The sequence below is a fragment of the Marinobacter suaedae genome (genome assembly GCF_030519635.1).
Lineage (GTDB): Bacteria > Pseudomonadota > Gammaproteobacteria > Pseudomonadales > Oleiphilaceae > Marinobacter > Marinobacter suaedae.
The window spans coordinates 1,611,183-1,628,089 of sequence record NZ_JAUMIS010000001.1; the positions used below are offsets into that span (position 1 = coordinate 1,611,183).

17 protein-coding genes are annotated in these 16,907 nt (G+C 60.1%); 12 read left to right on the forward strand and 5 right to left on the reverse strand.

Annotation, left to right across the window (positions count from 1 at the left end; genetic code table 11):
- Positions 1–22 precede the first annotated feature (22 nt).
- The 5 genes from QVZ43_RS07335 (at position 23) to QVZ43_RS07355 (ending at position 5,004) form a co-directional block, all read left to right on the forward strand.
- On the forward strand, positions 23–1,513 hold the full coding sequence (locus QVZ43_RS07335; RefSeq protein WP_302909405.1) for an amidase: 1,491 nt from the start codon (positions 23–25) through the stop codon (positions 1,511–1,513).
- 125 nt (positions 1,514–1,638) lie between these two features.
- Positions 1,639–2,238, forward strand: a complete 600-nt coding sequence (locus tag QVZ43_RS07340; RefSeq protein WP_302909406.1) for a hypothetical protein — start codon at positions 1,639–1,641, stop codon at positions 2,236–2,238.
- A 284-nt stretch (positions 2,239–2,522) separates the two neighbouring features.
- Positions 2,523–3,530 carry a methionine ABC transporter ATP-binding protein gene (locus tag QVZ43_RS07345; RefSeq protein ID WP_223795231.1) on the forward strand — a complete coding sequence of 336 codons (1,008 nt, stop codon included), beginning with the start codon at positions 2,523–2,525 and terminating at the stop codon, positions 3,528–3,530.
- The gene (locus QVZ43_RS07350; RefSeq protein ID WP_223795232.1) at positions 3,530–4,204 is read left to right on the forward strand and encodes a methionine ABC transporter permease; all 675 of its coding nucleotides are present in this window, start codon (positions 3,530–3,532) and stop codon (positions 4,202–4,204) included. The genes QVZ43_RS07345 and QVZ43_RS07350 overlap by 1 nt, the downstream gene beginning before the upstream one ends.
- 17 nt (positions 4,205–4,221) lie before the next feature.
- Positions 4,222–5,004 carry a MetQ/NlpA family ABC transporter substrate-binding protein gene (locus tag QVZ43_RS07355; protein ID WP_223795233.1) on the forward strand — a complete coding sequence of 261 codons (783 nt, stop codon included), beginning with the start codon at positions 4,222–4,224 and terminating at the stop codon, positions 5,002–5,004.
- An 80-nt stretch (positions 5,005–5,084) separates the two neighbouring features.
- Here the strand turns inward: QVZ43_RS07355 and QVZ43_RS07360 are convergent, their stop codons facing one another.
- Positions 5,085–5,738 (reverse strand): peroxiredoxin, encoded by a 654-nt coding sequence (locus QVZ43_RS07360; protein ID WP_223795234.1) that lies wholly within the window; start codon positions 5,736–5,738, stop codon positions 5,085–5,087.
- Positions 5,739–5,867: 129 nt separating this feature from the next.
- On the reverse strand, positions 5,868–7,238 hold the full coding sequence (locus QVZ43_RS07365; RefSeq protein ID WP_302909407.1) for an alanine/glycine:cation symporter family protein: 1,371 nt from the start codon (positions 7,236–7,238) through the stop codon (positions 5,868–5,870).
- A gap of 218 nt (positions 7,239–7,456) precedes the next feature.
- Between QVZ43_RS07365 and QVZ43_RS07370 the strand changes: the two genes are divergently transcribed.
- The 3 genes from QVZ43_RS07370 (at position 7,457) to QVZ43_RS07380 (ending at position 10,007) form a co-directional block, all read left to right on the forward strand.
- Complete coding sequence (locus tag QVZ43_RS07370; RefSeq protein WP_223795236.1) at positions 7,457–7,891, forward strand: CBS domain-containing protein; 435 nt, start codon at positions 7,457–7,459, stop codon at positions 7,889–7,891.
- A gap of 30 nt (positions 7,892–7,921) precedes the next feature.
- Positions 7,922–8,767 carry an S-formylglutathione hydrolase gene (gene fghA / locus QVZ43_RS07375; protein ID WP_302909408.1) on the forward strand — a complete coding sequence of 282 codons (846 nt, stop codon included), beginning with the start codon at positions 7,922–7,924 and terminating at the stop codon, positions 8,765–8,767.
- Positions 8,768–8,978: 211 nt separating this feature from the next.
- A complete protein-coding gene (locus QVZ43_RS07380; protein WP_302909409.1) occupies positions 8,979–10,007 on the forward strand; it encodes a GGDEF domain-containing protein in 1,029 nt (342 codons plus the stop codon).
- Here the strand turns inward: QVZ43_RS07380 and QVZ43_RS07385 are convergent.
- Positions 9,937–11,334, reverse strand: a complete 1,398-nt coding sequence (locus QVZ43_RS07385; RefSeq protein ID WP_302909657.1) for an MATE family efflux transporter — start codon at positions 11,332–11,334, stop codon at positions 9,937–9,939. The two genes, QVZ43_RS07380 and QVZ43_RS07385, sit on opposite strands and share 71 nt — an antisense overlap.
- A 171-nt stretch (positions 11,335–11,505) precedes the next feature.
- Here QVZ43_RS07385 and QVZ43_RS07390 point away from each other — a divergent pair, with 171 nt between their 5' ends.
- Complete coding sequence (locus tag QVZ43_RS07390; protein WP_302909410.1) at positions 11,506–12,378, forward strand: carboxylate/amino acid/amine transporter; 873 nt, start codon at positions 11,506–11,508, stop codon at positions 12,376–12,378.
- Positions 12,379–12,535: 157 nt separating this feature from the next.
- Complete coding sequence (locus QVZ43_RS07395; RefSeq protein ID WP_223795240.1) at positions 12,536–13,933, forward strand: sodium-dependent transporter; 1,398 nt, start codon at positions 12,536–12,538, stop codon at positions 13,931–13,933.
- A 69-nt stretch (positions 13,934–14,002) separates the two neighbouring features.
- Here QVZ43_RS07395 and QVZ43_RS07400 read toward each other — a convergent pair whose 3' ends face one another.
- Both QVZ43_RS07400 and QVZ43_RS07405 read right to left on the reverse strand, forming a co-directional pair.
- Entirely contained in the window at positions 14,003–14,587 is a 585-nt protein-coding gene (locus QVZ43_RS07400; RefSeq protein WP_302909411.1) for a hypothetical protein, read from the reverse strand.
- A gap of 99 nt (positions 14,588–14,686) precedes the next feature.
- Positions 14,687–15,616, reverse strand: coding sequence for a 2-hydroxyacid dehydrogenase (locus QVZ43_RS07405; RefSeq protein ID WP_302909412.1), 930 nt, complete (start codon positions 15,614–15,616; stop codon positions 14,687–14,689).
- A gap of 297 nt (positions 15,617–15,913) precedes the next feature.
- On the opposite strand from QVZ43_RS07405, the gene QVZ43_RS07410 reads away from it, so the two are divergent.
- Together QVZ43_RS07410 and QVZ43_RS07415 are read left to right on the forward strand one after the other, a co-directional pair.
- On the forward strand, positions 15,914–16,168 hold the full coding sequence (locus QVZ43_RS07410) for a hypothetical protein (RefSeq protein ID WP_223795243.1): 255 nt from the start codon (positions 15,914–15,916) through the stop codon (positions 16,166–16,168).
- Between the two features lie 34 nt (positions 16,169–16,202).
- Positions 16,203–16,904 (forward strand): response regulator transcription factor, encoded by a 702-nt coding sequence (locus tag QVZ43_RS07415; RefSeq protein ID WP_302909413.1) that lies wholly within the window; start codon positions 16,203–16,205, stop codon positions 16,902–16,904.
- Positions 16,905–16,907 lie beyond the last annotated feature (3 nt).

Consider the following 16,907-nt stretch of genomic DNA (forward strand, 5'->3'; position numbering starts at 1 on the left):
ACAATAACAACCGGAACTGATCATGAAGCAATCAGAATACCTGAGGTACGACGCAACAGCACTGGCTGATCTGATGAAACGCGGTGAGGTGAGCGCCCGAGAGGTATGTGAGGCGGCCATCGAACGTGCCACCCATGTGGATGGCACCCTGAACACCATCTGCCACCCACAGTTTAACGAGGCCAAGGGGCAGGGCTTTCCTGCTGAGGGGACTCTGGCCGGGGTGCCCATGCTGCTGAAGGACCTGGCCCAGGAACAGGAGGGGCATCCCTGCACTTATGGCAGCCGAGGTCTGGCGAAGAACATAGCGACCCGGGATTCGGAATTTGTCCGTCGGGTAAAAAACGGTGGCCTGGTGATTCTTGGGCGGACCGCTACTCCGGAATTCGGGCTCAAGGCCATTACCGAGTCCGCTCTGTGGGGCGCTTCCCGCAATCCGTGGGATACCGAGCTGACTCCCGGGGGCTCCAGTGGTGGTTCGGGCGCAGCGGTGGCGGCTGGCATCGTACCCGTGGCGGGGGCGAACGACGGCGGTGGTTCGATCCGGATTCCTGCTGCCTACAATGGCTTGCTGGGGCTGAAACCCTCACGGGGGCGCATTTCCAGTGGCCCACAGGTTGGCGAGGCCTGGACCGGGGCATCGAGCGATCATGTGGTGACCCGGACCGTCAGGGACAGCGCCGCGATGCTCGACCTGCTCAGTGGCCCTGCCCCCGGCGACCCGTTCACTATCGCCCCACCGCCGGGCCGGTACTCCGAGCTTTTGCACCAGTCCCCCGGTCAGCTCCGGATTGGCGTCTTTACTTCGTCCCCCTACGACACCGAGGTAGCGCCGGAGTGTGTCGAGGCGGTTGAAGCCACCGCGAAAATGCTGGAAAACCTTGGCCACGTGGTGGAATACGCGCGGCTCGAATTCGACGGCATGGCCATGGCCCGCAGTTACCTGGGGCTCTATTGTGGCGAGGTTTCTGCCATGGTTGCGCGAGCCAGGGAGCAGTTCGGCGCCAACGATGATGACTTCGAGCTGGATACCCGCCTGATCGCCATGCTGGGCGACAGCATGCCATTGTCAGAGTACGTTCGCCGGCGTCAGCGCTGGAACGATTTTGCCCGGGCACTCGGAGCGTTCTTTGATGGTTATGACATGTACCTGTGCCCGACCACCGGTCAGTTGCCGGCGCGTATCGGCGAAATGGATACCCCGGCAACCCTGAAAATGCTCGGTAAGCTGATGCTGGCCCTGCGAGCCGGCAAGCTGCTGCATGTGTCGGGACAGGTGGATCAGCTGGCCATGGAAAGCCTGGCGCGCACCCCCTTCACCCAGCTGGCCAATCTCACCGGCACGCCTGCCATGTCCGTTCCTCTGCACTGGACCGAGTCTGGTCTGCCTGTGGGCGTGCAGTTTGGCGCTCCCCATGGAGACGAGGTCCGGCTATTGCAGCTGGCGGCTCAACTGGAGGAAGTCGCGCCCTGGTTTGGCCACTATGAGCGCCTGGAACAAAAATTTGTCTGACGGGGGTTGTGATCTGCTCGGCAAAACTCCACGTTTATCTTTGAGTACGTATCAGGCTATGCTGTTTACAAGGAAGGGGTGTTCCTTCCTTCAGACCCTGATGGCATCGAGGAGGCGAGCGTCTTATGAACCAACCGATGGCAATCGATGATGTGGTGTCCGTTGCACAAGCCGAAGCCATGGGGGAGCTGGACGCCCCGATGATGGCGATTGTGCTGTCCAATGAACAAAGCTACGACCTGCCCATTAACTCTCTGGAAACCGATGCCGACAAGGCCCGCTGGGGGCTGATTCTGCGCGCCGCGCGGGAACACGTCGAAGCAGACGCCGTCGCTGTGCTTTACCCGGCGTGGACCACCATCCGTCAGAAAGACAAAGACAAGGCTGCCGAAACCGAAGCTGCGGCCGCGGATACGGATGGGCAGGAGCCCATCGATACCCTGTTTGTCCAGCTTCACACCCGGGACAAGGTGTACTGGCGGGGCTTCGAGCAGATCCGTGATCCCAAGCACCAGCGCATCATCGGATTCCGCGGCATCAAGGCGCTGTCGTCCGATTACCTTCGGGACGAGGCACCCTCCATTGCCAGCTGGCTGAGCACCCTGTTCGAGCCGCTGCCGGAAGAAGGTGAGGAAACCGAGGTTGACCGCGAACTGGCCAACCTGCTGGAAGAGCCGGAGGTGAGTGCGGCACTGTACCCCCGGCAGATGCGCGCCCTGCACTAGGCAGGGCATGTTTCGCCAGCATCAGAGACCGGCGAGTTCTCCGGATGGCTCTTACGAATGGTGGCCGGATAATTTCGGCAGATAAACCCCACTAGACAAATCGGGGGCTGGTCCGCAGCTCCCGTCTTTACCTCCTGGACACCTTTCCCCTCTCTGTTTTGCCCGTTTAACGGTCCTGGTACGGGCAACTACCCACATTCCACAGGGTGCCCGGATTCAGGTTTGGTGCCCAAATAGTCTATAATCCCTGCCCTTTTTAACGCTGCACCCACAAGGCGCTGAACGTGATTGTATTTGACCAGGTACAGAAGTCGTATCAGGTCGGGGGGCGGGCGATCCCCGCACTGCATCCGACTGATCTGACCATTGAAACCGGCGAAGTGTTTGGCATCGTTGGCCATTCCGGCGCCGGCAAGTCGACGCTGGTGCGTCTGATCAACCTGCTGGAACGGCCCACCGGTGGCCGCATTCTGATTGATGGCGAAACCATCAACGATTACGGCTCCGCCGATCTCCGGGCCTTCCGCCGCAAGGTGGGGATGATCTTCCAGCACTTCAATTTGCTGTCCTCCAAGACGGTGGCCGAAAACATTGCGTTTCCAATGAAGCTGGCGGGCATCTACTCGAAGTCGGAAATCACTGAGCGCGTGCAGGAATTACTGGCCCGGGTAAGCCTTTCGGACCATGCCAACAAGTACCCGTCCCAGTTATCCGGTGGCCAGAAGCAGCGCGTCGGCATCGCCCGGGCCCTGGCCTGCCGTCCGACGATTCTGCTGTGTGATGAGGCCACCAGTGCCCTCGATCCGCAGACCACCCAGTCGGTGTTGAAACTGCTGGCGGACATTAACAGGGAACTGGGACTGACCATCGTTCTGATCACCCACGAAATGGACGTGGTTCGCCGTGTCTGTGACCGTGTTGCGGTGATGGACGCCGGCCGTGTGGTGGAAATGGGGCCGGTGAGCGACGTGTTCCTGCATCCCCAGCATCCGACGACCCGGGACTTTGTCTTCGAAAGCGAAAGCATCGATCGGGACGAGCTTCAGGAAGATCTGAGCAAGGCGGAAGGTCGTATCCTGCGCCTGACGTTCAAAGGGGATGCCACCTACAAACCCCTGCTGGGCCGGGTCGCCCGGGAAGCCGGTGTGGACTTCAGCATCCTGTCCGGACGGATCGACCACATCAAGGATCGCCCCTACGGTCAGCTGACGCTATCGCTGGTGGGCGGCGATCTGGATGTGGCCATGAGCGCCTTTGAAGCCGCCGATGTACACGTGGAGGTATTGCGCTGATGGAACTGCTGACGGAACTGTTGAGTAACGTGGACTGGCCGGAAATCGGCTGGGCCAGCTGGGACACCCTGGTGATGGTGGGCATGTCCCTGCTGTTCAGCGTAGTCATTGGCCTGCCCATTGGCGTGTTGCTGTTCCTGACCGGCAAACGCCAGCTGCTGGAACAGCCGGTGGCCTATGCGGTGTTGTCGTTCGTGGTGAATGTGCTGCGTTCGGTACCGTTTATCATCCTGCTGATTGTGATGATTCCGTTCACGGTGATGCTGATCGGTACCTCGCTGGGCGTGGCCGGTGCCATACCGCCGCTGGTGGCCGGTGGTGCGCCGTTCTTCGCCCGGCTGGTGGAAACCTCCCTGCGGGAAGTGGACCGGGGCATTATCGAGGCCACCCAGGCCATGGGCGCGAGCGTCAAACAGATAGTGTTTGGTGCCCTGTTGCCGGAGGCCCTGCCGGGCATCATTGCCGGTATTACCGTGACCGCTATTACCCTGGTGTCCTACGCGGCCATGTCCGGCGTCATCGGCGGTGGTGGCCTGGGTGATCTGGCCATCCGGTTCGGATACCAGCGCTTCCAGACTGACGTCATGGTCATTACCGTGGCACTGCTGGTCATTTTCGTACAAGTGCTGCAGATGGTTGGCGACCGTCTGGTGCTTTATTTCAGCCGAAAGTAATAACACTGGAGAGAATCATGAACGTGAAAAAGACATTGGCCGCATTCGCCGCAACCTTGACGTTTTCCGCGGCGGTTTCCGCCGAGGAGCTGTCGGTGGCGGCGACGCCGGTTCCCCATGCCGAGATCCTGGAATTCGTGAAGCCGGCTCTGGCTGAGCAGGGCGTTGAGCTGGACGTGAAAGTGTTCACCGACTACATCCAGCCGAACATCCAGGTGGCCCAGGAGCGTATGGATGCCAACTTCTTCCAGCACCAGCCGTACCTGACCGAATTCAATGCCGGCCGCGGTACTGACCTGGTGAGCGTAACCGGTGTGCACGTTGAGCCGTTCGGCGCCTACTCCAGCAAGATCGAATCTCTGGACGAGCTGGCCGAAGGTGCCGTGGTGGCGATTCCCAACGATCCGACCAACGGCGGCCGTGCCCTGCTGCTGCTCCAGAAGGCCGGCCTGATCACCCTGGAAGACGCCAGCAAGATCACCGCCACGCCGCGTGATATCGCTGACAACCCGAAGGACCTGGACTTTAAGGAACTGGAAGCGGCGACCCTGCCGCGTATCCTGGGCCAGGTGGATCTGGCGCTGATCAACACCAACTACGCGCTGGAAGCGGGCTTGAACCCGACGGAAGACGCCCTGGTGATCGAAGGCTCTGACTCACCATACGTCAATATCCTGGTGGCTCGTCCGGACAACAAGGACAGTGATGCCATGAAGAAACTGGCCGAGGCCCTGGCCAGCGACGAGGTGAAGCAGTTCATCATGGACAAATACGAAGGTGCCGTGGTTCCGGCCAACTGAGTTCGCGTCCTGATTGAACGGGCATAAAAAAGCCGGGCGGTAACCACCGCCCGGCTTTTTTCGTTTAAGCGCGGATGAATTTAGTCGCCGCTCCAGTTGGCCTTCGGATCCGGTGTCATGCGCAGGTAGGATTTCACCGCCTTGTAGCCTTTCGGGAAGCGTTGCTTGATTTCGTCCTCGTCCTGCAGCGAGGGCACGATCACCACGTCTTCACCCCGCTGCCAGTTGCCGGGAGTGGCCACCTTGTGGTCTTCGGTCAGCTGCAGTGAATCGACCACCCTCAGCACCTCGTTGAAGTTGCGCCCGGTGCTGGCCGGATAGGTAATCGTCAGGCGCACCTTCTTGTTCGGATCGATTACGAACAGGGAGCGCACGGTCAGGCTGTCGTTGGCGTTCGGGTGGATCATGTCGTAGAGCTCGGACACCTTCCGGTCGTGATCGGCAATGATCGGAAAGTTCACCGTGCAGCCCTGGGTCTCGTTGATATCCGAGATCCATTCCTTGTGGGAATCCACCGGGTCCACGCTCAGCGCGATGGCTTTCACGTTGCGTTTGGCAAACTCGTCTTTGAGTTTGGCGGTCAGGCCCAGTTCGGTGGTGCACACCGGAGTGAAGTCTGCCGGATGGGAAAACAGGATCCCCCAGCTATCCCCCAGCCAGTCATGGAAGGAGATCTGGCCTTCGGTGGAGTCCTGAACGAAATCCGGTGCGGTGTCTCCCAAACGTATACTCATAAACTGTGCTCCTCCTTGGTTTGCCTCAAGTGGCACTGAATGGACAGACCGGCCCCATAGGACAGCGCCGGTCCGTTTTTCCTGTTCCTGTTAACCACCATGGGCTCGCCCACTGTGAAAACAAGGGGGCTACTGGCCCTGGCCCACCGACCTCTGGGCATCGAAATATTCCCGGGTCAGCTTGAAAACCACCGGACTGAGCAATGCCAGGGCAATCAGGTTGGGCAGGGCCATCATGGCATTCAGGGTGTCGGCAATCAGCCAGACAATACCGAGGTTCAGGCTGGCTCCCACGGGAATGGCCAGAATCCACGCAATCCGGTAGGGCACGATGGCTTTGACGCCGAACAGGAACTCGATACATCGCTCGCCGTAAAACGACCAGCCCAGGATGGTGGTGAAGGCGAAGATCGCCAGGGCAATGGCCACCAGGTAATTGCCGACGCCGGGCAGGGCTTCGGCAAACGCCATGGAGGTGAGTTCGGCACCCGAGACGCCGGAGGTCCAGACGCCCGAGGTGATGATCACCAGGCCGGTAATGGTGCAGATGATGATGGTGTCAATGAAGGTGCCCAGCATGGCCACCAGCCCCTGATTGATCGGGTTCCTGGTCTGTGCTGCCGCGTGGGCAATGGGGGCGGAGCCCAGGCCTGCCTCGTTGGAAAAGATACCCCGGGCAACCCCGAAGCGGATCGCGGCCCACACCGCAGCCCCGGCGAAGCCACCTTCGGCCGCAATGGGGGTGAAGGCGTGTTGGATGACCATGCCGATGGCGGCGGGAATCTCGGCCACGTTGATCGCCAGAACGGTCAGGCCAGCCAGCAGGTAGGAAATCGCCATCAGCGGCACCAGTGCACTGGCAACGTGACCTATGCGGCGGATCCCACCGATCAGCACGGCTCCCACCAACACCATCAGAATCACGCCGCTCAGCCAGTGGGGCATTCCAAAGTTGGCCTCCATGACATCGGCCACCGAGTTGGCCTGCACCGTGTTGCCAATGCCGAACCCGGCGATGGCGGCAAATACCGCGAACAAAACGCCCATCCACGCCCACTTCTTGCCCAGTCCGTTGCGGATGTAATACATCGGCCCGCCGACATGGTTGCCCTTCTCGTCCACCTCACGGAAGCGCACCGCCAGAACGGCCTCCGAGTACTTGGTGGCCATGCCCACCAGGGCCGTCAGCCACATCCAGAACAGGGCGCCCGGGCCGCCAAGGAACACGGCCGTCGCCACACCGGCAATGTTACCCGTGCCCACCGTCGCCGACAGGGCCGTCATCAGGGCCTGGAAAGGGGGGATTTCACCCTCGCTCTCAGCCCCGGCAGCGGACGATCGTCCCTGCCACATCAGTTTGAAGCCGGTGCCGAGCTTCAGTATCGGCATGAGTTTCAGGCCAAGACTTAAAAACAGGCCGACGCCCAGAATCATGACCAGCATGGGTGGGCCCCATACCAGGCCGTTAATGTCTGAAATGAAGTTTGAAATTGTGTCCACGGGAATCTCCAGGCGTCGAGGGTGGGAATCAGAACTGCCCGAATCCAATGAGTGTAGGTCATAACCGCTGCCTGTAAACCGACCCAGCGGCGGCCCGGGCGCCGGCAGGGCGGATATCCGCGGGCTTTTTGTTTTCCTTTCTACAGGGCATTGCCTATGTTTATAGGCACGGACCCTCCCCGGGTCTGGTTGTTTAATAAAAGCAAGGAGAAACACTCATGCGCTCAGTGAAAGTCTCGGATGTCATGTGGAATCACATTGAGCCCATTCGGTGTGGCACGCCGCTGACCCGTGTGGTGAAAACGTTGCTGCAAAACCACGTATCGGGCCTGCCGGTGGTGGACGAACAGCGGCGTGTGCTGGGCTTTGTCTCTGAGCAGGACTGTATCCACGCCCTCCTCGTCAGTAGCTATCACTGCGAGGGTGATCCGATCGTCGACGATGTGATGTTCCGGGAACCGGTTACCATTACGGCTGAAATGGCGGTGGTGGATCTGGCCCAGAACCTCGGGGCCGGCAAACCCAAGGTCTATCCGGTGGTGGACCATGGCAAATTGATCGGCATTGTCACCAGGACCGCGATCCTCGCGGAGTTCGCCCGTGTCGGTTGCGGCGTGGAACTGCCCAAGTACGCCAACGCCGACGACGATTGATCAGCCCCTATTCCCAATTCGGAGAATCCCATGGAGCTTCTGTCTACCAACGTCGTTTTCGCCGGAGAGCATCGCCGCTACCGTCATCATTCCCCCACGCTGGGTTGTGATATGGAGTTTGCGGTGTACCTGCCGCCCGGCGCGGTTGGCAAGGAGCCACGGAAGGTGCCGGCCATGTACTGGCTGTCAGGACTGACCTGTACAGACCAGAATTTCATGCAGAAGGCTGGCGCTCTCAAACGCGCCGGCCAGCTGGGACTGGCCATTGTCTGCCCCGACACCAGTCCCCGGGGCGCCGGGTTGCCCGGCGAAGATGACGATTATGATCTGGGCACGGGCGCCGGATTTTACCTCAACGCCACCCGGGAACCCTGGGCGAAGCATTACCGCATGTACGATTACGTGGTGAGCGAGCTGCCCGAATTGCTGGAGCGTGAATTGCCACTGGCCGACCAGCGGTCGGTGTGCGGCCACTCCATGGGCGGGCACGGAGCGTTGATCTGTGCCCTGAAGAATCCTGGCAGGTACCAGGCGGTTTCGGCCTTCGCACCGATTGCCAATCCCTCGGAAAGCCCGTGGGGCAAAAAAGCCTTCAGTGCGTATCTGGGGGACGATCCCAAAGCCTGGGAGGAGTGGGATGCGTCGCTGCTCATTCCCACCGCCCGCGAGCGCCTGCCCCTGCTGGTGGATCAGGGAACGGCGGACGAATTTCTCGACAGTCAGTTAAACCCGGATACCCTGGCGGAAGTCTGTGAAACCTTCCACCATCACCTGCATCTGCGCATGCATCGTGGCTACGACCACAGCTATTTCTTTATCTCGTCGTTCATTGACGACCATCTGGATCATCACGCCCAGGCGCTGGGCCTGCGATAGCCAACTCGGGGACAGGGGCGTTACCCAGTGGCATGACTCAAAAGCAAGAAATCAAGGCCAACTTGCGAACTTCGCATCAAAAAATGAGATCTGGTTCACGCTATTGTGACGTGGCGTGCTGATTTGTAACGTCTCGTACCCGTATAGAGACGGATGACTGGCCTTGATATATCTTCCGCATGTCAAAAAACCTATCGAGTTTGGACCTCAAATGCTCCACCGTCTGAAAACGGATTTCCGGTTATCCATCATCACCCTGCTCGGGGTGTGCGCCGTGCTTGGTGTGGCGCCTTTTGCGGTATTCCGTTTTATCCAGGGGCAGATAGCGGTGGGTCTGTTTGATGTCGGCATCGTTATCGGTGTACTCGCTGCCGTGGCCCACGGCTGGATCACCGGTCGAACCGGAACCAGTGGTCTGCTCCTGTCATTGCTCAGCTCTATCTGCGCGGTCATCGTCGGTCGTTTTATCGGCGAGCCAGGCATGCTCTGGGCGTTCCCGTGCCTGATCACCAATTTCTTCCTGACGACCCCAAGACTGGCAACGGGCATCAACCTGATCACGATTACCGCACTGATGGTTCAGGCCCAGGGCAGTGTCGAGGCCATACAGTTGTGGTCGTTCTTCACCTCGGCGGTTATGGTCAGTGCCTGTGCCTATGCCTTTGCGCACCGCAATGCCAGCCAGCGCAACATGCTGGAACATCTGGCGACCATTGATCCGCTGACCGGAGTCCGAAACCGGCGCTGTATGGATCAGGAGCTGGCCATGTCGGTGGCGGCCGCAGAGCGAACCGGGCAGCCGTACACACTGGCCCTGCTCGATCTGGATCATTTTAAAAGGATTAACGACCAGTACGGTCACAGCGTGGGTGATGACGTTCTTACGACCCTGGTCAACCTGATCCAGCAAAACACCCGCCGAACCGACTTCCTGTTTCGCTATGGCGGCGAGGAGTTTGTCCTGCTGTTGCCGGGCACCGCTGGCCCGGGGGTGAAAAAGGTTATGTGCAATCTGCAGGCGACCATTCGCAAGCACCTGAGGGTTGAGGGGCAATCGGTCACCGCGTCGTTCGGCGTGGCTGAGCTGGAGATTGGCGAGGGCGTGGATGGCTGGCTGGAGCGGGCAGACGCCGCCCTGTACCGGGCCAAGGAGGCTGGCCGTGACCGCATCATCTATGCGAAGGGCTCTGGGGAGCAAACCGAATCAGGCGCCAGCCAAGAAGAATCCCTGCTGACATAAGCCCAAAGGTCAGCCCCACCCAGAAACCGGCCGCCCCCATGGCCGGTCGAATCAGGTCTGTGAAGGTCAGCGCGTAGCCCAGTGGCAGGCCAATTCCCCAGAATGAAAACAGCATGATGAACATGGGCACCCGGGTGTCCTTGTAGCCGCGCAGCGCACTGATGCAGGTGACCTGAATGACGTCGGCAATCTGGAACAGGGCCGCGAAGGCCAGCAGTCGCACCGTGACCGCCTGCACATCCACGTCCCGCGTGTAGAGCGCGGCAATCTGCTCGGAGAACCCCCACAGTAAGGATGCAAACATCAGGGCGATGAGTCCCGCCAGTATCAGGGTGCTGCGGGATATCAGCCGGGCTGTGTCCGGTGCACCGGCGCCGATCAGAAAACTCACCCGCAACGTCAGCGCCATGCCAATGCTCAAGGGCAGCATGAACAGCAACGACACCACGTTCAGGGCAATCTGGTGGCCTGCCACCACCACCGGTCCGAGCGGCGCCAGGAACAGGGCGATCACCGAAAACATACTGGCTTCCACGAAAATGGTGAATCCGATCGGCACGCCGAGTCTCAGGATATAGGCAAGACCTGCCAGGTTGGGTCGAACCCGGTCGGCCAGAAGGTGGAAGCGCCGGTAGGCTTCACTGCGATTGAGATACACCAGCAACGCAATGGCGGCCAGCCCGTTCGACAGGGTGGTCGCCCAGCCGCAGCCTATGCCGCCCATGGCCGGCACGCCGAGCTTTCCGAAGATAAAGATGTAATTCAACGGCAGGTTAATCAGGGTGCTCAGCACCGAAAACGCCATGATCACCCGGGTGTGCCCCAGTCCATCGGTAAGCCCTCTGAGGGCAGTCATCAGCAGCAGTGCGGGAACGCCCCAGGAAAAGGCGTCCAGATAGCCCTGGCTGATCCGGGCCGTGTTGTCGTCCAGGTTGAGCAGTTCCAGTAAGGGATGCACGTGGCGCAGCAACAGAATCATGATCACCGACCCGGCGGCAGCCAGGTACAGCCCCTGCCAGGTGGCGGGCATGATCTTGTCGAACGTACGGGCACCGTTGTAGCCGGAAATGATGGGCTGAAGGGCGCCCAGAAGCCCCATGAAAAACAGGAAGATGGGCATCCAGATGCTGCTGCCGATACCCACCGCAGCCAGGTCTTCGGCACTGGCATGGCCAGCCATCACCGTATCGATCACGCCGTTGGCCATCTGGGCAACCTGAGCGATGAGAATCGGGCCACCCAGCAGGCCAAGGGTTCGCCATTCTGTCAGGGTGCGGGGAATGAGCGGCTGTCGGGAGGCCGGCAACGGCTGGTGGGTTTCGTCCATCATGCAGCAGTTCCAGATTGTTCCTGTGGCTGGGAAAGGTGTCGATACAGAACCGCCGGGCATGTTACTCCGTTTCCGGGCTGGCGGCACGGCCGGTCGACATTCGTCGGCTGGACCTTTCATCAGGAATGGGTACAGTAACCGGCTGGTTTTAATGAGGTAGCTGGAACAATGGCATTACTGGTTTTCGTAACGATTCTCTGGGCGTTTTCTTTCAGTCTGATTGGCGAGTTCCTGGCGGGGCAGGTAGACAGCGACTTTGCGGTGCTCAGTCGGGTGTTGATCGCGGCATTGGTGTTTCTGCCGTTCCTGCGCTGGCGCGGCGTTCCTTCGGGCATGAAGCTGGGTATCCTGGTCACGGGTATGCTGCAGTTCGGCGTTACCTACCTGTGTCTGTACCGGTCATTCAGCTACCTTACGGTGCCGGAAGTCCTGCTGTTTACGATCTTCACGCCGCTGTACGTCACCCTGATCGACGACGCCCTGTTCCGGCGCTTTTCCCCGGTGGCACTGGTGGCCGCGGCCATCGCCACGCTGGGGGCGGGCATCATTCGTTACGACGGCCTGAGCGAAGACTTCATCACCGGCTTCCTGCTGCTGCAAATTGCCAACTTCACCTTTGCCGCCGGGCAGGTGGGCTACAAGCACATCATGCAGCGTTATCCCCTCGATGTGCCGGCTTTCCGAACCTTCGGGTATTTCTTCTTCGGGGCGCTGATCATTGCCCTGCCGTCGTTCCTGATCTTCGGTAATCCAGATCGATTGCCGTCCACCGGCCTGCAATGGGGCATCCTGGCCTGGCTGGGCTTTGCCGCCTCCGGCTTGGGACTGTTCCTTTGGAACCGGGGTGGCTGCCGGGTGGATGCGGGCACTCTGGCCATCATGAACAACGCCCTTGTGCCGGCGGGTCTGCTGGTGAATCTGCTGATCTGGAACCGGGATGCAGACCTGCTGCGGCTGGCTCTGGGAGGCGGGGTCATCGCGTTTTCCCTGTGGGTAAATGCCAGGTTCCACCCGCAGGCAAGGCTGATGCCCGGCACCTGAAGCAACGTCATGGGGAGTGAGTGACAATTCACTCCCCTGTCCCTCTGGCATAGCGTCAAGAAGACTGGCAGAATCCCGTCCCGCTAACTAGGTTTGCTCCTAGGCTTTAAAGAATTCCCTATCCATACTTCAGCCTACATAAAGACAGGAAAACATCATGTCCCAGTCCAACCCGGTTCCGGGTAATGGCGACGACGCATCCCGTGGATTTTGGTCGTCCCGGTTGGCGTTCATTCTTGCGGCCACAGGTTCGGCCGTTGGTCTCGGTAATATCTGGAAGTTTCCCTATGTGACGGGAGAGAACGGTGGCGGCGCCTTCGTCATCGTATACCTGATCTGTATTGCGGTGATTGGTATCCCCATCATGATGGCCGAGGTGTTCCTGGGGCGGAATGGGCGTCATAACCCCATCACCAGCATGCGCCTGGTGGCTGAACGGAACCTGAAGTCCCCCAAGTGGCGGATCTCAGCCGTGGTCGGCATGCTGGCGGCATTTATCATCCTGTCTTTCTATTCGGTGATCGGCGGCTGGTCCGCGTCCTACGTGGAACATGCCTTGATCGGCGACTTCGCCGGAGGCACTGCGGAATCCATCAACGCCATCTTCTCGGATCTGCTGGCAAGCCCCATCCAGCTGCTGATCTGGCACACGGTATTTATGGCGCTGGTTGTCGTTGTGGTATCCCGCGGCCTCAAAGGCGGTCTGGAAAAAGTCGCAACGATTCTGATGCCCACCCTGTTGGTGCTGTTGCTGGTGGCGGTTGGCTACGCCATGACCACGGGCCATTTCGGCGAAGCGGTCAGCTTCCTGTTCACGCCTGATTTCAGTGCGCTGACGTTCAATGGTGTGCTGATTGCCCTCGGCCATGCCTTCTTCACCCTGAGTCTGGGTATGGCGGTCATGATGGCTTACGGTTCCTACCTGCGTCGGGACATTTCCATCGGCCGCACCGCGATCAGTGTGGCCTTCATGGATACCGCTGTTGCGCTGCTGGCTGGCCTGGCGATTTTCCCGGTGGTGTTCTCCTTCGGCCTGGAAGCCAGTGCCGGCCCCGGTCTGATTTTCCAGACCCTGCCACTGGCTTTCGGTAACATCCCCATGGGCTGGTTGTTCGGCACCCTGTTCTTCATCCTGCTGTTGTTTGCCGCCTGGACCTCGGCCATCTCCCTGCTGGAGCCGGTGGTTGAATGGGTGGAAGAAAAGACCAGTCTGGCCCGTGCCGGCAGCACCATCCTGGTGGGTGTGCTGTGCTGGGCGCTGGGTATTGCTTCCATCCTGTCGCTGAATGTCTGGTCAGACTTTGCGCCCCTGGGCATGTTCGAGCGCTTTGAAGGCAAGACCATTTTCGATTTGCTGGACTTCTTCACCGCCAACGTCATGCTGCCGCTGTCTGGCCTGCTGACCGCCCTGTTCGTGGGTTGGGCCGTGGCCAAAGAATCCCTCAAGCTGGATCTGGCCCTGGACGGCACCGCGTTCAATCTGTGGTACCACGCCATCCGCTACGTGACTCCGGTGGCGGTGCTGGTGGTGTTTGCCTACAATCTGTTCGCCTGATCGTCAGGCAGAAGAGGCAAAAAAGCCCGGCCATGTTGGCCGGGCTTTTTCGTAATTGGGGGAGGGCTTTCAGTTACCCTCCGCCTGCTGGCGGAGCATGGGCACGTGTGGGCGAACGGCTTCGATGTCCTCGGCTGGCGCTTCCCGGGCGCTCTCCATTGCGCCCATAGCGTTTTCCATCATGGCCCGCATCTGGGCCTTCTGTTCAGGCGACAACTGGGTGGCGGCTTCCAGTTCGGCCAATGCCTTTTCCATCTCGGCCTTTTCAGCCGGTGCCTGGCCTTCCATTTCGATGGCCATCCAGGCCCGGTAGATTCGGTCGCCGACGCTGCTCCATTCGGCCAGGCTGTCGAACCCGTATTCGTCCACGTGCTCTTCCAGCCGGTCGTAGGCAGGCTCACCCTCCATGTTTTCCACAGAGGCCGAGAAAATGCGGGAAAAGTCCGGCATTTCGGCCTCCTTGTCGATGCCCCTGGTCAGTTCGTCCAGCTCGGCTTCGATCGATTTCACGTCGTCCAGGGACTGCATGAACGATTCGATGGTGTCGTCTGTCAGCGGCTCGGCCTGAACCAGGGATGAGACCAGGGTAAGAATCAGGGCCAGCAAGAACGCCGGTCGATACAAAAACGTGCGTAGGGATTGGCTGCGCTTCATGAAAACTCTCCTTGTGGATGATCCCGTTCCATTTGTTTTTCTTTCGGGACGTTTTCTGAGCGTAATACCAGTCCCCGTAATCCGCCACTTCCGGGGCCGTCAGTAGCCCCGCTGAATGTCCACCACGCCACTGACCGGTTTGCCGTCGGCATGGGCCCGGATCTTGTCCGCAATCTGTTCAATGGTGGCTTCTCGCAGGGTCCGCGCCGACACATGGGGCGTGATGGTCACCTTCGGGTGCGTCCAGAACGGGTGGTCTGAGGGCAGCGGTTCCCGACGGAACACATCCAGCACGGCGCGGCCGACCTGGCCCTCGTCCAGGGCGTTCAGCAAATCCTCATCCACCAGCTGTTCGCCCCGCCCGACGTTAATCACCAGGGCATCCGGCTGGAGCTGGCTCAGCAGATGGTGATCGATCAGATCCCGGGTCTGCTCTGTCAGTGGCAGGGTATTGACCAGTACCCGGGTGTTGGCCAGGAAGTCTGCCAGCCCGTCGGCGCCGTGGTAGGTGTTTACGTCAGCCAGTTGGTGAGGGCTTCGGGCCCAGCCGTTGACCGGGTAGTCCAGGCTGGCCAGGGTGCTCGCCACCCGGTTGCCGATCTGGCCCAGCCCCATCACGCCGACGGGCCAGTCTTGCCGGCGGATGGGGCGGTGAATTTTCCAGGTGCCCCGGGCTTGCTGCGCTCGGTACAGGTCCATCTGTCGAGAAGATTCGAGCAGGTGATACAGAACGTATTCGGCCATCTGCACCGACATACCGGCATCCTCCACCCTGACCACGGTCAAACCCCCGGCCACGGCAGGCAGGGACACCAGTTTGTCCACCCCCGCACCCAGGCTGAAGATGGCCTTGAGTTGGGGTTCCCGTTCGAACAGTTCGGCCGGCGGGTTCCAGACAATGGCATAGTCGGCCTCCACCGCGGCGCCATCGGGATTCCAGACGTGTATGTCAGCGTCCGGTAGTCGCTGTTGGAGGGGGGCGGTCCAGCGTTCGGGCTTCGGGTCGCCAGCAACAAAAAGAATCTTCATGGGGTCTCCGTGAACTTCGGGTGTTTCAGCATAGTCAAAAACGCCGGCTCAGGAACTCGGGCCGGTTGGCTGTTAAGGTCGACCGCAAGGGTGCCATATTATTGGGTTTGAGGCAGGAAGAGTTTCAGGCGCTGCGTTTGCTCGGTCGTGAGTCAGCTGCCCCGCCGTGACACTTTTGTGAAGGTTCCGGGATACACTGTTTAGGTGCGCGTGATCATGCTGTAAACCGCAGCGGCGAATCTTCTTCGTGAGGCAGGCCATCGGGTCTGTCCCCTTTTCACTCACGGAGAAAGCACCATGAAAACCCTGACACGAATGCTGTTGTTGGTCATGCTCGGTTTCGGCACACCGCTGGCCCTGGCCGGAGACATGGACTCATCGGACGACAAGATGATGGACGACGAAATGTCTTCCGGGGGCACCATGTCCGATGACATGCACAAGGACACCATGGATGACGACATGGACAAATCCATGGATGACATGAAAAAAGATGACATGGACACCACGGACATGGAGGATGACTCCATGGACAAGGACACCATGGAATAAACCACCCTCAAGGGCATGAAGTGGCCAGGTGACGATGACTCGAACCGTTCTGATCATTGAGGACAATCCCGGTATTGGCGAACTGGTGTGCATGCAAGTGGCTGACCTGGGCATGCGCGCCATTCTTGTTACCCGGGGCGACGAAGGCCTTGCCCGTTTTCGTCAGGGTGGCATCGATCTTGTGATCCTGGACCTGATGTTACCGGGCATGGACGGGCTGGCAGTGTGCCGCGAGATCCGCTCCTGCCCCGGTTATGTTCCGGTGCTGATGCTCACCGCCAAGAGTTCGGAGCTCGATAGGGTGCTCGGGCTGGAAATGGGTGCCGACGATTACCTGACCAAACCCTTCAACGTGGCCGAGCTGGCCGCCCGCATCAAGGCCCTGTTCCGGCGGGTGGACGCCATGGCCGCCCGGGCGTCGGACAGCAGCGAACCGGAAGAGTTGGTGGCAGGTGAGCTGCGCATCGATCCCACCCGGCATCGGGTCTATATCGGGGAAAGTGAGATCGACCTGACCGCCCGCGAGTTCGACCTGCTCTGGCATTTTGCCAGTCACCGGGGCCGGGTGTTCAGCCGGGCCCAGCTGCTCGATGCCGTCTGGGGCTACAACCACGAAGGCTACGAACACACGGTCAATACCCACATCAACCGGCTCCGCAACAAGATCGAGCCGGACCCCGCCGACCCCACCTACATCCAGACGGTGTGGGGCGTGGGTTACCGGTTTATGGACTGAGCC

Excerpts from the sequence above, each read along its gene's own strand:
- QVZ43_RS07350 (WP_223795232.1), top strand. The coding sequence starts at position 3,530 with ATGGAACTGCTGACGGAACTGTTGAGTAACGTGGACTGGCCGGAAATC.
- QVZ43_RS07405 (WP_302909412.1), bottom strand. The coding sequence starts at position 15,616 with ATGAAGATTCTTTTTGTTGCTGGCGACCCGAAGCCCGAACGCTGGACC.
- QVZ43_RS07340 (WP_302909406.1), top strand. The coding sequence starts at position 1,639 with ATGAACCAACCGATGGCAATCGATGATGTGGTGTCCGTTGCACAAGCC.
- QVZ43_RS07395 (WP_223795240.1), top strand. The coding sequence starts at position 12,536 with ATGTCCCAGTCCAACCCGGTTCCGGGTAATGGCGACGACGCATCCCGT.
- QVZ43_RS07390 (WP_302909410.1), top strand. The coding sequence starts at position 11,506 with ATGGCATTACTGGTTTTCGTAACGATTCTCTGGGCGTTTTCTTTCAGT.
- QVZ43_RS07335 (WP_302909405.1), top strand. The coding sequence starts at position 23 with ATGAAGCAATCAGAATACCTGAGGTACGACGCAACAGCACTGGCTGAT.
- fghA (WP_302909408.1), top strand. The coding sequence starts at position 7,922 with ATGGAGCTTCTGTCTACCAACGTCGTTTTCGCCGGAGAGCATCGCCGC.
- QVZ43_RS07355 (WP_223795233.1), top strand. The coding sequence starts at position 4,222 with ATGAACGTGAAAAAGACATTGGCCGCATTCGCCGCAACCTTGACGTTT.
- QVZ43_RS07410 (WP_223795243.1), top strand. The coding sequence starts at position 15,914 with ATGAAAACCCTGACACGAATGCTGTTGTTGGTCATGCTCGGTTTCGGC.
- QVZ43_RS07380 (WP_302909409.1), top strand. The coding sequence starts at position 8,979 with ATGCTCCACCGTCTGAAAACGGATTTCCGGTTATCCATCATCACCCTG.
- QVZ43_RS07385 (WP_302909657.1), bottom strand. The coding sequence starts at position 11,334 with ATGGACGAAACCCACCAGCCGTTGCCGGCCTCCCGACAGCCGCTCATT.
- QVZ43_RS07370 (WP_223795236.1), top strand. The coding sequence starts at position 7,457 with ATGCGCTCAGTGAAAGTCTCGGATGTCATGTGGAATCACATTGAGCCC.
- QVZ43_RS07415 (WP_302909413.1), top strand. The coding sequence starts at position 16,203 with ATGACTCGAACCGTTCTGATCATTGAGGACAATCCCGGTATTGGCGAA.
- QVZ43_RS07400 (WP_302909411.1), bottom strand. The coding sequence starts at position 14,587 with ATGAAGCGCAGCCAATCCCTACGCACGTTTTTGTATCGACCGGCGTTC.
- QVZ43_RS07360 (WP_223795234.1), bottom strand. The coding sequence starts at position 5,738 with ATGAGTATACGTTTGGGAGACACCGCACCGGATTTCGTTCAGGACTCC.